The organism is Sinorhizobium sp. 8-89 (assembly GCF_030124325.1).
Classification (GTDB): Bacteria; Pseudomonadota; Alphaproteobacteria; order Rhizobiales; family Rhizobiaceae; genus Sinorhizobium.
In genome coordinates this window covers 508,765-522,145 of record NZ_JASKLR010000003.1, presented here as the reverse complement: position 1 = coordinate 522,145, position 13,381 = coordinate 508,765, and the positions used below count along the sequence as shown (strand labels likewise).

The following is a 13,381-nucleotide window of genomic DNA, read 5'->3' as shown; positions in this document are numbered from 1 at the left end:
TCTCATTCAATCTGTTCGACGAAATTCAGGACCAGAACGATGGAAGAGACCCTCCGGCGCTTCTTCGCGCGATACGAAACCATGGCCAATCGGGTGCTTGCCGACGAAATGGATGTCGGCGAGACGACCTTCGCTTTCGCCTCGGAGTTCATCGCCGCCTCGCCTGCAGGCGTTCTGGCGGGCAAGAACGACGACAGCCTGAAGGTGTCGATGGCACAGGGCTATGCCCGCTATCGTGCGATCGGCACCAAGGCATTGAAGATCCGCAAGACCACGATCACGCCGATCGACAACCAGCATTTCCTCGTCAGGATCGATTGGCGATCAACCTACGATATGAAGAGCAGGCCGGACGTCACCATCGATTTCGAGGTCCACTATCTCGTCCAGGTGCGCAACGACGAGCCGAAGATCTTCGGCTGGATCAGCGGCGACGAGGAGGCTGTGCTCAAGGAACACGGCATCGTCTGAGCGCACGCTCCCTTAGAGCACGGCGTCGGGCGTCTCGATCCGCTCCCAGCTTTCATCGAGCTGATTGCGGAACCAGGTCATCTGGCGCTTGGCATATTGCCGCGTCGCTGCTGCCCCGGTGGCGATGACTTTCTCCTCGCTGATCTCGCCTCTCAGCATCGCTGCGATCTGCTGGACGCCGATCGCCTTCATCACCGGCATGTCGGGCGAGAGGTCGAGCGCAAGCAGCGCGCGCACCTCGTCGACGGCGCCGCGTTCAAGCATGATCTCGAAGCGCCGATCGATGCGGCGATGCAGGACGGCACGATCCGGCAGCACGACGATCTTCCGCGCCCGGTCGGGGTCGACGATCACCGGGCCACGGTTCTGCTGAAAGAAGTGGATGGGCTTGCCGGTCGCCTCGATCACTTCGAGCGCCCGCACGATCCGCTGTCCGTCACCGGGTCGCAATTGCGCGGCGGCTTGGGGATCGCGGTCGGCAAGCTCCCCATGGAGCGCCTCGGCGCCTTCGTCCCTCAGCCGCGTGCGCAGCGTGTCGCGGATCGCCGCCGGTACCCCCGGCATATCCGAAAGCCCGCCCGTCAGCGCCTTGAAATAGAGCCCGGTGCCGCCGACGAAGACAGGCAACCGCCCCTCCTTGCGCAGTCGCTGAACCAGCGCCTCGGCCTCGCGCAGCCAGGCACCAGTCGAATAGGCGGCGCCCGCCGGCACGTGTCCGTAGAGAAAATGCTCGATGCCGCCCATCTCCGCCTCGTCCGGCCGGGCAGTCAGGACTTTCAGCGTGTCGTAGACCTGCATGCTGTCGGCATTGACAACGACGCCGCCATGCCGGCGCGCAAGCTCCACCGCAAGCGCGGACTTGCCGCTGGCGGTCGGCCCGGTTATCAGGATCGCGTCCGTATCTCTTTCAAGGTTCTTGATCATGGCTCTCGTTGCCACGCTTATCGCCAATCCGTCAAATCCTGTTCTGACGCCTGCGCTGGCGGAGGCGGCGGCGAGCGCTGTAAAGGCGTCCGGGCTCTATTGGCTGGCGGACGGCATCGCCTGCGACATCGCGCTCACCGACGGCACCGATCCGGACGCCGCCGAGACGCATCTGCGCGCCGAGGTAAACGGTTTCGCGGTCGACGTCGCGGTGCAGGATGCCGAAAGCCGTCGCAAGAAGTTCCTGATCGCCGACATGGACTCCACCATGATCGGCCAGGAATGCATCGACGAGCTTGCCGCCGAAGTGGGTCTGAAGGAAAAGGTTGCCGCGATCACCGCCCGCGCCATGAACGGCGAAATCGCTTTCGAGCCGGCGCTGATCGAGCGCGTGGGCCTGCTGAAGGGCCTGCCCGGCAGTGTCATCGGCGAGGTGATCGCCAAGCGCATCACGCTGACGCCCGGCGGCCGCGAGCTGATCGCGACCATGAAGGCCAAGGGCCACTACACCGCCCTCGTTTCCGGCGGCTTCACCGTCTTCACCGGCCCTATCGCTGAAAAACTCGGCTTCGACGAGAACCGCGCTAACGTGCTGATCGAAAAGGACGGCATGCTGACCGGCGAAGTCGCTCACCCGATCCTCGGCAAGCAGGCCAAGGTCGATGCGCTCATCGATATTTCCCGCAGGCTCGGCATCTCGACCGCCGAGGTGATCGCCGTCGGCGACGGTGCCAACGACCTCGGCATGCTGCAGCTTGCCGGCAGCGGTGTGGCGTTGCACGCAAAGCCGGTGGTGGCCGAGCAGGCGAAGATCCGCATCGACCATGGCGATCTGACGGCCCTCCTTTACCTCCAGGGCTATCGCAAGACGGATTTCGTCGCGTGATCATCCGCGCAACCGACAGACTGCGCATTCGCGGCTGGAACGAGACCGATCGTGACCTCTTTGCCGAGATCAACAGCGATCCGAAGGTCATGGAATTCTTCGCCTTCCGCCGCAGCCGGGCGGAATCTGACGCACTGTTCGATCGCATCGGCCGCGGCATCAGCGAAACCGGCTTCGGCTTCTTTGCGCTCGCACTGCGCGACAGCGACACCCCGATCGGCTTCTGCGGCCTTGCCCTTACCGATCTGGAACCGCATCTGCCGAACGGCACGATCGAGATCGGCTGGCGGCTCGCCCTGCCCTTCTGGGGCAACGGGTACGTGACCGAGGCGGCAGCGGCACTCCTCGACTACGGCTTTGCCGAACGGAGCCTCGGCGAAATCGTCTCCTTCGCCGTGCCCGCGAACACCCGCTCCACCGCCGTGATGAAACGGCTCTGCATGCGGCCGGACCCGAGCCGCGACTTCGACCACCCTCGCGTGCCCGACACACATGCGCATCTGAAACGACACGTGCTTTACGCGATCACGGCGGGCGAGTGGACGCGCCTCGCCGGGGAAGCTGGCGTCTAGCCATTCGGCCCCGCACCTGATCCCGCATCAGCCCGCCGCCTGCTGAACCACGATGAACGGCGGCGGTCACTGAACCAACGGGTTCCCCGAAATGCTATGCTTGATGCGCGGACATCAGAATCAGGTGCTTTCCAAATGCTGCATTCTGCAGGCTTTGATTTCGAGGTTGAGGCGAGAAGCCCGGACAATCCGCCAATGGTTCTTCTTCATGGCAGCAGTGGAAGAGAAACGGACTGGACCGATTTCGCCGAGCAGGTTGCTCCCAACTCCACATGTTTCAAAGTCCGCGGTCCGATCGCTTGTGAGCACGGCTTCACCTTCTTCCGACGTAATCGGGATCGAAGTTTGAGTTTGGAGGAACTAACCGACAGAGCGGCAAAGCTCTGCGTGTTCGTAGAGACGATAACGAGAGAATACAGGCTTGCCCAACGTCCGCTTATCGCAGGTTATTCGAGTGGGGCTATCATCGCCGCAGCCGTCGTGTGTCGTCGGTGCACCCTTACGTCCGGAGCAATTCTCCTGCGACCGCAGTCGCCAGACCCGCAAACGCCTTTCCCGAGATTGGAGCGATATCCGGTGCTCATCCTAGCCGGAGCACATGACGATCGCCGTGAGCGTTACGATGCGCCGGTCATAAAAGAGCAGTTCCGCATTGCCGGAGCAAATGTCGCCTACCACCTGCTGGACGCGGGACATGATTGGGAGCCAACGGGGTTAGCCAGAGCGCTTTCGAAGGAATGGTTTGCGAGTTTGTTTCATGAGGCAAGCGGGAAAACGCGCTTGTCTAAACCGGGACGGCGACCTTTTGGCGTCGGAAATGACGCCAAAAGGTCGCTGCAGTCTGCGAAGATCAGCCGCGATGATCCTGAAATGACTCAAGAAAAAGCCATCGCGCCAACAAGGCAGTCCGCGGCTACTCCACCCGCACGGTGACGAAGCGCAGCTCGCCGGTCTTGTTGGCGATCATCAGAAGCGCGTTGCGGCGGCCATCGTTCTTCAGTTTCTCGACCCGCGCCGAAACATCGTCCGGCGTGTCCATTGCCTCCTGGCCGACCTCGACGATCACGTCGCCGACCGCGACGCGGCGCTCGGCCGCGGCGGAATTCGGCTGGACTTCGGTCACCACCACGCCTTTGACGTCATCGGCAATGCCGAAGGTCTTGCGGCGACCCTCGTCGAGCACCGCGAGCTTCATGCCGAGCACGACGTCGCTCGCCGGCAGTTGGGCCGCGGGCGGCTCATTCGGCTTGGCACCTTCGCCGTTCTGGCTCACCGGGGCATTTGCAAGACGCTCGCCATCCTCAAGACGGCCAAGCGTGATGTGAACCGTCTGCTCCTTGCCGTCGCGAATGATGACCACGTCGACAGCCTTGCCGACGGGGCTCTCGCCGACCGCACGCATCAGATCCCGGATCTCCGCCACATCCGTTCCATCGAAGCGGACGATGATATCGCCGGCCTTGATCTCGCCCTTGGTGATCGGTCCGCCTTCAATGATGCCGGAGACAAGCGCGCCATGCGGCGTCTCCATCTTAAGGCTTTCGGCAATGTCGTCGGTGACCGGCTGGATGCGGACGCCGAGCCAACCGCGGCGCGTCTCGCCGAATTCCTTGAGCTGGCTGACGACGTTCATCGCCAGTTCCGTCGGCACGGCGAAGCCGATGCCGACCGACATGCCGGTCTGCGAGAGGATCGCGGTGTTGATGCCGATCACCTCACCCTGCATGTTGAACAGCGGCCCGCCGGAATTGCCGCGGTTGATCGCCGCGTCGGTCTGGATGAAGCTGTCATAGGGGCCGGCATTGATGTTGCGCCCGCGCGCCGAGACGACGCCGACCGAAACGGAAACGCCGAGGCCGAACGGATTGCCGACGACCATCACCCAGTCGCCGATCCTGATCTTGCGCGAGTCGCCGAAGGAGACCGCCTTGAGCGGCTTCTTCGGCTCGACCTTGAGCAGCGCCAGATCGGTCTTGTTGTCCGTGCCGACCAGCTTCGCCTTCAGCTTCGTGCCATTCGCGAAATTGACCTCGATATCATCGGCGTCCTGGATGACGTGGTTGTTGGTGACGATGAACCCCGTCGGATCGATAATGAAGCCGGAGCCAAGCGAATTGACTGTTCGCGGCCGGTTACCGTCGCCGCCAGGCCCCCTGAAGAACTCGTCGAAGAATTCCTGATGCGGCGATCCTTCCGGCACCTGCGGCATCGGCGCGTCGTCGTCATCGCTCTTGACGTTCTGGGAAATGGAAATGTTGACGACGGCGTCGAGCAGACCTTCGGCGAGATCGGCAACGGATGGCGGCCCGGCCGCCGGTCGCGAGGTTGCCGTCTCGGCGAGCGCCGTGTTGGAAAGAAGCAGTGCCGTCGCGGCCGCAAGCACCAGGCCGCGGATGAATTCGGGTCGTGTCGACAAGTCGCTAGGCTCCTATCATTCCTCTTGGATTACGCCGGCGTTGGGATTGTCACAATCCGGGACTGCCGCGTAATCGATTCCCTTCAACCGAGCGCGGTGCGCCGCTGCCGCCGCTCCGCACACAAGCGATCTTCCCTTGAAGATACGGCGGAATTCCGGAGCGTCCAGACACGATTTCCTGATCCGCCCCAGGAAAACCGAGCGTCGGCGATTCCGGTCAGCCCTCGCTTCGCAGCATTCAGCCGGTGACCTCGTGCCCGTGATCCTTCAGTGCCTGCACGGCCTTTTCAAGATCGGACCCGGCGACGAAAACATAGTCGGTGCTGAAGGTCGAATTGGCGAAGACGCCGACACCGGCCGCCGAAAGCGGGCGCAAGACCGAAGACAGGACACCCGGCACGTCGAAGCTGAAATGCTGCTCGATGCGGAAGCAGCGCCATCCGAGCGAGCTCTGCACGCTCGACGGTACGCGGGCGGCGCGACAGACCAGCGTCATTTCCTCGCGCGAGCTGGACACCGTCCAAAAACCCGGCCCCGGCAGCCACTCCGGTATCGCGGACCCGACATTGAGACGGGTAATGGCATATTCGGCATCGATCAGCCGGATCAGCAGTTTATGTGGCATTTCGCATTATCCTCGAACCAACCATACAAGTCCGACGCCAGCCGCCACCGAAACGAGCCCGGCCAGTCGGAGCTGATGCTCCGGGACATACGGTAAACGCTTCGCCAATTCCACCAAAACCAAAGGGGCCAGCGCGTACACCAGCCCCTCGATGATCAGGAAGAAACCAAACCCGATCAGGAAATCGGACATTGTCCGCTCAATCTCCGGTGGCAGGCGCCGCCGGTGCGGTCGGCGGCAATGGTGAGGCCACCCCGTCCGCGCTGTTGAAATAACGGAAGAATTCCGAATGCGGCGATAGCACCACGGTTGTGTCCGGATTGCCGATGGACTGCGTATAGGCCGCCATCGAGCGGTAGAATTCGAAGAAGCCGGGGTCGCGCGTGAAGGCATCGGCAAAGATCCCGGTCCGTTCGGCTTCGCCCTCGCCTCGCAGGATTTCCGAATCACGCTGGGCTTCCGCCACGATCTCGACCACCTGGCGGTCGGCGATCGCGCGGCGGCGCTGGCCCTCTTCGTTGCCGCGTGCACGGATCAGTTCGGCCTCGGCCAGACGCTCGGCCTTCATGCGGTCGAAGGTCTGCTGCGAGACTTCCTGGGTGAGGTCCGTCCGGCGGATGCGGACATCCTCGATGTTGAGGCCGAGCGATTCGGCGTCAGCCCTGAGGTCTGTCCGTACTTCGCGCATCATCGACGCGCGTTCATCCGAAAGGGCCGCCTCGAACCCCCTCAGGCCGTAGACACGGCGTAACGACGCGTCGAGACGGGTCCTGAGCCGCGCCTCGGCCGATTCCCGATCGCCCGAAACCGTCTCGCGGAAGCGGCGGGCATCGGCGATCCTGTAGACGACGAAGGCATCGACCTCGTAGAACTTGCCGCCGGAGACCTGCACGCGGATATTGTCGAGATCGAAGCGAAGCGCCTGGTCCTCTACAAATTGCACGCGGTCGGCGTCCATGAAGGCGAAGGGCAGCTTGAAATAAAGGCCGGGCTCCGTCTTGACGGCGCGGATCTCGCCGAAGCGCACGACGATCGCCTGCTGGCGCTCGTTGACCACGAACACCGACGAATAGACGACGACGAGCACTGCCGCGAGGACGATAAGGATGACTGAACTGCGATTGTTTATCATTGGGTACCTCCCGACTGCGCGGGTCGGCCGATTTCGGTGAGCGGCAGGTAGGGCAATACGCCCTGCCCGTTCTTCTCGTCGAGAATGACCTTCCTCGACTTGCCGAGAACATCCTGCATGGTTTCGAGATAAAGCCGCCTGCGGGTGACCTCCGGGGCCTTGGAGTAGGCGTCATGGACCGAGATGAAGCGCTGTGCCTCACCCTGCGCCTCCTTGACGACGCGGTCCTTGTAGGCGGCCGCCTCTTCGCGGATCTGTGCCCCCTGGCCGCGCGCCTTGCCGAGCACCTGGTTGGCGTATTGGTTGGCTTCCTCAACGAAGCGGTCCTCGTCCTGCTCGGCGCGCTGCACCTCGTCGAAGGCATCGGCGACTTCGCGTGGCGGCGCTGCGTCCTCGATCGCCACCGTGTTCACCGAAACGCCGGCGGCATAGCTGTCCATCGTCGCCTGGATCGTGCTCTTGACGTCGGCGGCGATTGCCTGGCGATTGTCGCGGAAGATGTCCTGCGCCGGTCGACGGCCGACGACCTCGCGCATGGCGCTTTCGGCTACCCGCTGCAGGGTGTCGGAGGGGTTCTCGACATTGAAGAGATAGGCCTTCGGGTCGGTCACCGAGAACAGCACCGAGAACTGCACGTTGACGATGTTCTGGTCACCGGAGAGCATCAGCCCGGCATTGGACTGGCCGGCGGTGCGGCCGCCGATATTCTGCTGCTGCTCCGTCACCTTGACGATCTCGACCGTTTCGAGCGGCCAGAAGTGATAGTGCAGGCCGGGCATGGAGATTTCCTCCTTAGGCTTGCCGAAGCGCATCTCGACGCCGCGTTCGTCCGGCTGGACCGTGTAGATCGAATTGAGCAGCAGGAAACCGACGATCAACAACCCGACGATGGCGAAGACGCCGCCGTTGAAGCCGCCCGGGACCACATTCTTCAACTGGTCCTGACCGCGCCGGATGATCTCCTCGAGATCCGGCGGCCCGCCTCTGCCGCCTCGCGGGCGATTAGGCCCTTGGCCCCATGGCCCTTGATTGCCGCCGCCGCCCCACGGACCGCCGCCGCCGCCATTCTGATTGCTCCAGGGCATCAAAACCTCTCTTCAAGAAAACTCTTTCGCCGACCGCCAGCAGGCATATGCAATCGGTCGCGATGTGAACCCGTTATAGGTATCACATGCATTGCTTTCAACGCGATACGGCCGAGTTCACCGTAAATGGGTTAAAATAGTTGGCGGACCCGCCGCGGGAACAGGTGAGAGCGGGATCGGGGCGGAAAACCGCGCCGCACTTTTCCTCAATCCAGCTTCTTGGTCTTACGCGGAATGCGGGCGGAAAACCGCTTCGCACTTTTCCCCATTCCAGCTTCTTGGTCTTACGCGGAATGCGGGCGGAAAACCGCTTCGCACTTTTCCTCATTCCAGCTTCTTGGTCTTACGCGGAATGCGGGCGGAAAACCGCTTCGCACTTTTCCTCATTCCGCTGTCTCCCGCCGACGCCAGGTCACGAAATGCATCGCATGGCTGTCCTTCTCGCCGCGCGGCAGATCCTCCTCGAACACCTTCTCGAAAGCCACGGGATCGATCGCCGGAAAGCGCGTGTCGCCGTCGACCTCGGCATGCACTTCCGTCACGTGCAGCACGTCCGCGAGGCCGATGGACTGGCGATAGATCTCTCCGCCGCCGATGATGCAGATCTCGTCCGCGCCGATCGCCGCCGCGTGTCGGCGCGCCAGCTCGAGCGCCGCCTCCAGCGACGACGCGACCTCGGCCCCTTCCGCCGCGAAGTCGCGATTGCGGCTGATGACGATGTTCGGTCGGCCCGGCAGCGGCCGCCCGAGCGAGGCCCAGGTCTTACGACCCATCACGACCGGCTTGCCGATCGTCAGTGCCTTGAAGCGCTTGAGATCGGTCGAGAGCCGCCATGGCAGGTCGCCCTCGCGCCCGATCACCCCGTTGGTCGCGACAGCGACGACGATCACGATTCTCGGATCGGCGCTCATTTCGGTCTTTGCGTCAGTCATGGAAACCACTCGGCTTGCTGTCGATCTCGCGCGCACGCTCCAGAGCCGCCCGGTCGGTCACGACGCGAATGTAGCGGTCGATCACGTCGCTTTCCGGCAGGATCTTGCGCATCCATTGCAGCGCGCTCGCCAGCAAGAGGTCGGCCGCACTCATGGTCTCGCCGAGCAGATAGGTCTGGCCGCTCAGGACGCCGATCACGTGGGCGCACATTTCGCTGTAGAGTCTGGCGAGCGCCGGGTTGTTGACGGTCACGCCGGAGATATGGGCGAGCGCCGTCGGCTCGATGACGCCGGCATAATAGGCGAGCCAGGAAAGATAGGCGCCGCGTTCGGGATGGCCGGGCGGCCGGCCGAGACTGCAATCCGGATAGAGGTCGGTCAGATATTGCACGACGGCGGCCGACTCCCAGATCACCGCGCCGTTGTGCAGAAGCGCCGGCACCTGCTTGTGCGGATGCGGATTGTTCTCGTCCGGCCCGCCCGAGCCGTCCCATCGACGGATGTTGACGTAGCGAATCTCGTATTCGGCGCCGATTTCCTCGAGCAGCCAGATGATGCGCGACGAGCGCGAGAGCGGCGCATGGATAAGCGTCAGCATCGAAACCTCCCTGTTCCGCCGGAACGCCGGCGGCCTTATTGGGAAACGCCGCCCACGCGCCCAGAGGAACGCGGACGGAAGCTCCCGGTTTTGTAGTTCCAGAACATAGAGGCCGCTTCAGGCAATTTCACCTGACCCCGCGCGCCTGCGCCGATCGGCGCAAGCGCCGCCGGAAGCAGCCTCATCGCGTCCCATTCTAGACGGCGACCGGCGCCTTGATATGTGAATCGGCTTCGTAGCCGACGAGCGTAAAGTCCTCGAACTTAAAGGAAAATATATCCCTCACTGCCGGATTGATGCGCATTTCCGGCAGCCGCTTCGGCGTTCGCGTCAGTTGCAAGCGCGCCTGTTCGAAGTGGTTGTGATAGATGTGGGCGTCGCCGAGCGTGTGAACGAAATCGCCGGGCTTCAGTCCCGTCACCTGCGCCACCATCAGCGTCAGCAGCGCATAAGACGCAATGTTGAATGGAACGCCAAGGAAGATATCAGCCGACCGCTGGTAGAGCTGGCAGGAGAGCTTGCCGTCCGCCACGTAGAATTGAAACAGGCAGTGGCAGGGCGGCAGCGCCATCTCCTCGACCAGCGCCGGGTTCCAGGCCGAAACGATGTGGCGCCGGGAATTCGGATTGGTCTTCAGGCCCTCGACGAGGGTCGCGATCTGGTCGATGTGCCCACCGCCCGGCGTTGGCCAGGAACGCCACTGATAGCCGTAAACCGGTCCGAGTTCGCCACTCTCGTCCGCCCACTCGTCCCAGATGCTGACGCCGTTTTCCTTCAGATAGGCGATATTCGTTTCGCCCTTCAGGAACCACAGGAGCTCGTGGATGATCGAACGCAGGTGCAGCTTCTTGGTAGTCAGCACCGGGAAGCCTTCCGACAGGTCGAAGCGCATCTGGTAACCAAAAACCGATCGCGTGCCCGTGCCCGTCCGGTCGCCCCGGTCCGTTCCCACTGTCATCACATGTTCGAGGAGATCGAGATATTGTCGCATGCTTCTTCGCCGACGATTCGTTCGCTTCGCTCAAAATAGGACGAACCCTCGGGCGAACCAATGGCTACGGTGCGTTTTCCCGCAATTTGATGTCCGAACTTCGAGCAGCGCTATGCATGGCCTCCGCCCACGCTGGGCGACCGCTGTCAAGGGAACGCAGTCAACGGAACGCACTCAAGGGAACGCAGCAGAGGTTCCCCGCGTTCTTGAACAAGAACGCTTGCGCTGGTCTACCCGGATCATGCCCGAAACCGCACTCGTTTTTGTGTTCGGCACCTTGAAGAGAGGCTTTCCGCTGCATCGGCGAGGTCTCGCCCGGGCGCGCTTTATTGGTTTTTATCGGACAACCAGGAAATATCCGATGCTCATTGCCGGGCCGTGGCTCGCTCCGATGATGCTGGACGAACCGGGTCAAGGCCATCACGTCAGGGGCGAGCTTTATCAAGTCGATCCGGCCACCCTCCATCGACTTGATCGGCTGGAGGCGGTAGGGCGGCCGTGGAATTTTCGAAAGCTGATCAGTGTCATGCCAGCGAGATCCGGCGCAACCTGCGACGCATTCGCCTATCTCAAAGCGAGGCTTTTGGCTTCCCCCGCACACACGGGATATCTCGCTTCCTATGACGACAGGCGCTTCGTGCCGCCGTGGCGGCGCTAAAGTTTATGTGTTTCGGAGCAGCGCCGCCGCCCGTCCAATCATTTCGCAGGGCGCCGGTTGCCGGCGTGATCCTGGTATTGCTCGTTTCTCACTGCCTTTTCATCGAGGCCACGTGCATCGGAATGCTGCGCTTTGTCTCGATTGGAAAGAACGTCGTTCTCACCAAGAACGCCCCTTTTCACTTCGGTCTGTGCACCGCTGCCCGAACCCTTGCCTTTGTCCGGCTTGCCCACATGCTTGCGACTGGCGTGAGCCATGGTCCGTCTCCTTTCATTATCTCGGATGGCGCTAAGAGAAGTCTTAGCCTCAGTTCTCCGCACCCTTGTGATGCCTGCTTTCCTGGTTCTTTCCGCGCGTCATGCTGCGCTCGTCCGGCTCGCGTGCATCGGCGTGCTCGGCATCCAGTTCCGCCCCCTTGCGATGAGCCTTTCGCAAGGCGTCGGAGCGCCGGAGCTTCTCCGCGGCGCCGAAATCCTTGCCGGCGTTCGACGTATCCTCGCGGCCCTGAAGCACGCGCTGTTGCTGTTCATGCGTCTTCTTGCCGACCATTGCCTTTCCTCCTATTTATTCGTCCGGCCGCGCTGGCGCGGGTTCGCACCGCCCTGCGTGGTCGTATCGTTCTCGACATCGCCTTCGATGGTGTTGCCGCGCTTCAGCATTTCGTAGTCGGATGGGCCCTGGATGCCCTTGCTCCGGCCGATTCCCGGATCCTGCTTCAGATCCTTGTCGCTGGGGCGGCGTGTCTTCTGATGCTTGGAAGATGTCATCGGACTTCCCTCCGTATCTGCCCTTTCGTGTTTTGCTGATCATGTTCTGCCCGACCTGCGTCATCGTTTCGGCCGGGCATATCTACTGGCTTAACCCGGCGGACCCGCGAAGGTTCCGAGATTGGCGGCGAGTGCGAGCCCGTTTCCTCCGCATTCGAGTGCGCTGGCGGGATCTTCTCGGTCAAGCGACGAAACAAACTCCGCCGCCTCGGGTTAGATCTTTGAGTTATCAACGATCGACCGCGAGAGAGGTGTGACGATGAGTGCGACAGGCCTCGAAGTTTTCGACAAAACCCTGCAAACCACCAATATCTGGCTCGGCGAGATCATGGAGCATCATGGCCCGAACCGCAAAGTCGCCTGGCATATATTGAACGTCGTGTTGAGGGCGCTGCGTGACAGGATTCCTCCGGAGGTGGCCGCGCATCTTGGCGCGGAGCTGCCGCTGCTCGTGCGGGGCGCCTACTACGATCAATACCGACCGAACCATCGGCCCGACAAGGCGACGCGGTCGCTCGACGAATTTCTGCAATGTGTTACGGATGGACTGAAACCCGGCCGTCCCGTCAATCCCGTCGAAGCCACGAAATCGGTGTTTCAGGTTCTCGCGCGGCACATAGATCTCGGCCAATCGGTAAAGGTGCGAGATACGCTGCCGAAGGAAATCCGAGCTCTCTGGCCCGACAGTGTCGGCACCAAGGAGCAGGCGTAACACGAAACGGTCAGGCGGCTTCCGCTCGCCTTCCATTTGGCGTGAACCGGCAAAAATACATTCCGTTCGTGATCCCGGGCCGTTCGGCCGGGATCACGAAAAAATTTCCCCGATTCAAACCACTACAGCGCCCCCCTGCGTACCCGACGGGTCGCGCGGTGCCGGGGAATCCGGAGAATCCCTACGAATCAGAGGACCTGGAGCTTGCCGAGGTTCTTGGCCACCAGGTAATAGAACGTCACGCGTGACTTGGTGCGGTCGTCCGCCATCGCCTTGGCCGTGGCGGCGATTGCCGCGTCAGCGTCCGCACCGCCGACGCCGAGCTTCTTTTCACACCACTTTTCCTTGACGCGGTCGAGTTCCTTGGGGTCCGAGGCCGAAACGAGAGACGAATCCTTGTTGCGAAGGGCGATGCCGAGATGGCGCACGATCTTGTTGACAACAGCTTCGTCGGCGCCGCTGTCGTATTTCTGCACGTCTGCGAGATAATCAGTCATGATGCCTCCAGTTTGCACTTGCTCTCAAGCGGCTGCCCTTTTCGCGAACCGCGTGCAGCAGCGGGAGTTTTTCACGCTGATCGGGTATGTCAAGGCGTTTCAGTAAGGGCCGTAT

Annotated in this window: 19 protein-coding genes; 6 read left to right on the top strand and 13 right to left on the bottom strand. The window is 62.2% G+C overall.

Annotated elements, in window-relative coordinates:
* Nucleotides 1-39 precede the first annotated feature (39 nt).
* Nucleotides 40-471: a nuclear transport factor 2 family protein gene (locus tag QN219_RS09810; protein WP_283999428.1), complete on the top strand. Its 432-nt coding sequence runs from the start codon at nt 40-42 to the stop codon at nt 469-471.
* Between the two features lie 12 nt (nt 472-483).
* On the opposite strand, the gene miaA is transcribed toward QN219_RS09810, so the two are convergent.
* A complete protein-coding gene (gene miaA, locus QN219_RS09805) occupies nt 484-1,395 on the bottom strand; it encodes a tRNA (adenosine(37)-N6)-dimethylallyltransferase MiaA (protein ID WP_283999427.1) in 912 nt (303 codons plus the stop codon).
* Here miaA and serB point away from each other — a divergent pair.
* The 3 genes from serB to QN219_RS09790 all read left to right on the top strand — a co-directional run bounded on the left by serB (nt 1,394) and on the right by QN219_RS09790 (nt 3,786).
* A complete protein-coding gene (gene serB, locus QN219_RS09800; protein ID WP_283999425.1) occupies nt 1,394-2,281 on the top strand; it encodes a phosphoserine phosphatase SerB in 888 nt (295 codons plus the stop codon). The two genes, miaA and serB, sit on opposite strands and share 2 nt — an antisense overlap.
* A complete protein-coding gene (locus QN219_RS09795) occupies nt 2,278-2,853 on the top strand; it encodes a GNAT family N-acetyltransferase (protein WP_283999424.1) in 576 nt (191 codons plus the stop codon). Before serB ends, QN219_RS09795 begins: the two co-directional genes overlap by 4 nt.
* Nucleotides 2,854-2,988: 135 nt before the next feature.
* Entirely contained in the window at nt 2,989-3,786 is a 798-nt protein-coding gene (locus QN219_RS09790; protein ID WP_283999423.1) for an alpha/beta hydrolase, read from the top strand.
* Here the strand turns inward: QN219_RS09790 and QN219_RS09785 are convergent.
* The 8 genes from QN219_RS09785 to QN219_RS09750 all read right to left on the bottom strand — a co-directional run bounded on the left by QN219_RS09785 (nt 3,767) and on the right by QN219_RS09750 (nt 10,632).
* Nucleotides 3,767-5,269, bottom strand: a complete 1,503-nt coding sequence (locus QN219_RS09785; protein ID WP_283999422.1) for a Do family serine endopeptidase — start codon at nt 5,267-5,269, stop codon at nt 3,767-3,769. The two genes, QN219_RS09790 and QN219_RS09785, sit on opposite strands and share 20 nt — an antisense overlap.
* A gap of 238 nt (nt 5,270-5,507) precedes the next feature.
* Nucleotides 5,508-5,894, bottom strand: a complete 387-nt coding sequence (locus tag QN219_RS09780) for an ACT domain-containing protein (protein WP_283999421.1) — start codon at nt 5,892-5,894, stop codon at nt 5,508-5,510.
* Between the two features lie 6 nt (nt 5,895-5,900).
* On the bottom strand, nt 5,901-6,086 hold the full coding sequence (locus tag QN219_RS09775; protein WP_173509813.1) for a DUF2065 domain-containing protein: 186 nt from the start codon (nt 6,084-6,086) through the stop codon (nt 5,901-5,903).
* A gap of 7 nt (nt 6,087-6,093) precedes the next feature.
* Nucleotides 6,094-7,026 carry a protease modulator HflC gene (locus QN219_RS09770; protein WP_283999419.1) on the bottom strand — a complete coding sequence of 311 codons (933 nt, stop codon included), beginning with the start codon at nt 7,024-7,026 and terminating at the stop codon, nt 6,094-6,096.
* Nucleotides 7,023-8,111: an FtsH protease activity modulator HflK gene (gene hflK / locus QN219_RS09765; RefSeq protein ID WP_283999418.1), complete on the bottom strand. Its 1,089-nt coding sequence runs from the start codon at nt 8,109-8,111 to the stop codon at nt 7,023-7,025. The genes QN219_RS09770 and hflK overlap by 4 nt, the downstream gene beginning before the upstream one ends.
* 383 nt (nt 8,112-8,494) lie before the next feature.
* Nucleotides 8,495-9,043, bottom strand: a complete 549-nt coding sequence (locus QN219_RS09760; RefSeq protein ID WP_283999417.1) for a dihydrofolate reductase — start codon at nt 9,041-9,043, stop codon at nt 8,495-8,497.
* Nucleotides 9,036-9,641: a glutathione S-transferase family protein gene (locus QN219_RS09755; RefSeq protein ID WP_269282333.1), complete on the bottom strand. Its 606-nt coding sequence runs from the start codon at nt 9,639-9,641 to the stop codon at nt 9,036-9,038. Before QN219_RS09755 ends, QN219_RS09760 begins: the two co-directional genes overlap by 8 nt.
* Nucleotides 9,642-9,837: 196 nt before the next feature.
* A complete protein-coding gene (locus QN219_RS09750) occupies nt 9,838-10,632 on the bottom strand; it encodes a thymidylate synthase (protein WP_283999416.1) in 795 nt (264 codons plus the stop codon).
* On the opposite strand from QN219_RS09750, the gene QN219_RS33955 reads away from it, so the two are divergent.
* The gene (locus QN219_RS33955) at nt 10,631-11,290 is read left to right on the top strand and encodes a gamma-glutamylcyclotransferase family protein (RefSeq protein ID WP_309486569.1); all 660 of its coding nucleotides are present in this window, start codon (nt 10,631-10,633) and stop codon (nt 11,288-11,290) included. The genes QN219_RS09750 and QN219_RS33955 overlap by 2 nt on opposite strands.
* Before the next feature lie 38 nt (nt 11,291-11,328).
* Here the strand turns inward: QN219_RS33955 and QN219_RS09740 are convergent, their stop codons facing one another.
* The 3 genes from QN219_RS09740 to QN219_RS09730 are packed head-to-tail and all read right to left on the bottom strand — an operon-like array spanning nt 11,329 to nt 12,057.
* Entirely contained in the window at nt 11,329-11,547 is a 219-nt protein-coding gene (locus QN219_RS09740; protein ID WP_173509807.1) for a hypothetical protein, read from the bottom strand.
* Nucleotides 11,548-11,596: 49 nt separating this feature from the next.
* Nucleotides 11,597-11,839, bottom strand: a complete 243-nt coding sequence (locus QN219_RS09735; protein WP_283999415.1) for a hypothetical protein — start codon at nt 11,837-11,839, stop codon at nt 11,597-11,599.
* A gap of 11 nt (nt 11,840-11,850) precedes the next feature.
* Entirely contained in the window at nt 11,851-12,057 is a 207-nt protein-coding gene (locus QN219_RS09730; protein ID WP_283999414.1) for a hypothetical protein, read from the bottom strand.
* 259 nt (nt 12,058-12,316) lie between these two features.
* Here QN219_RS09730 and QN219_RS09725 point away from each other — a divergent pair, with 259 nt between their 5' ends.
* The gene (locus QN219_RS09725; RefSeq protein WP_283999413.1) at nt 12,317-12,769 is read left to right on the top strand and encodes a DUF2267 domain-containing protein; all 453 of its coding nucleotides are present in this window, start codon (nt 12,317-12,319) and stop codon (nt 12,767-12,769) included.
* Nucleotides 12,770-12,957: 188 nt separating this feature from the next.
* Here the strand turns inward: QN219_RS09725 and QN219_RS09720 are convergent, their stop codons facing one another.
* Nucleotides 12,958-13,266: a DUF2853 family protein gene (locus tag QN219_RS09720; protein WP_283999412.1), complete on the bottom strand. Its 309-nt coding sequence runs from the start codon at nt 13,264-13,266 to the stop codon at nt 12,958-12,960.
* Nucleotides 13,267-13,381 lie beyond the last annotated feature (115 nt).

Coding starts and splice junctions, on each gene's coding strand:
- QN219_RS09810 (WP_283999428.1), top strand. CDS start 40: ATGGAAGAGACCCTCCGGCGCTTCTTCGCGCGATACGAAACCATGGCC.
- serB (WP_283999425.1), top strand. CDS start 1,394: ATGGCTCTCGTTGCCACGCTTATCGCCAATCCGTCAAATCCTGTTCTG.
- miaA (WP_283999427.1), bottom strand. CDS start 1,395: ATGATCAAGAACCTTGAAAGAGATACGGACGCGATCCTGATAACCGGG.
- QN219_RS09790 (WP_283999423.1), top strand. CDS start 2,989: ATGCTGCATTCTGCAGGCTTTGATTTCGAGGTTGAGGCGAGAAGCCCG.
- QN219_RS09780 (WP_283999421.1), bottom strand. CDS start 5,894: ATGCCACATAAACTGCTGATCCGGCTGATCGATGCCGAATATGCCATT.
- QN219_RS09775 (WP_173509813.1), bottom strand. CDS start 6,086: ATGTCCGATTTCCTGATCGGGTTTGGTTTCTTCCTGATCATCGAGGGG.
- QN219_RS09770 (WP_283999419.1), bottom strand. CDS start 7,026: ATGATAAACAATCGCAGTTCAGTCATCCTTATCGTCCTCGCGGCAGTG.
- hflK (WP_283999418.1), bottom strand. CDS start 8,111: ATGCCCTGGAGCAATCAGAATGGCGGCGGCGGCGGTCCGTGGGGCGGC.
- QN219_RS09760 (WP_283999417.1), bottom strand. CDS start 9,043: ATGACTGACGCAAAGACCGAAATGAGCGCCGATCCGAGAATCGTGATC.
- QN219_RS09755 (WP_269282333.1), bottom strand. CDS start 9,641: ATGCTGACGCTTATCCATGCGCCGCTCTCGCGCTCGTCGCGCATCATC.
- QN219_RS33955 (WP_309486569.1), top strand. CDS start 10,631: ATGCTTCTTCGCCGACGATTCGTTCGCTTCGCTCAAAATAGGACGAAC.
- QN219_RS09750 (WP_283999416.1), bottom strand. CDS start 10,632: ATGCGACAATATCTCGATCTCCTCGAACATGTGATGACAGTGGGAACG.
- QN219_RS09740 (WP_173509807.1), bottom strand. CDS start 11,547: ATGGCTCACGCCAGTCGCAAGCATGTGGGCAAGCCGGACAAAGGCAAG.
- QN219_RS09735 (WP_283999415.1), bottom strand. CDS start 11,839: ATGGTCGGCAAGAAGACGCATGAACAGCAACAGCGCGTGCTTCAGGGC.
- QN219_RS09730 (WP_283999414.1), bottom strand. CDS start 12,057: ATGACATCTTCCAAGCATCAGAAGACACGCCGCCCCAGCGACAAGGAT.
- QN219_RS09725 (WP_283999413.1), top strand. CDS start 12,317: ATGAGTGCGACAGGCCTCGAAGTTTTCGACAAAACCCTGCAAACCACC.
- QN219_RS09720 (WP_283999412.1), bottom strand. CDS start 13,266: ATGACTGATTATCTCGCAGACGTGCAGAAATACGACAGCGGCGCCGAC.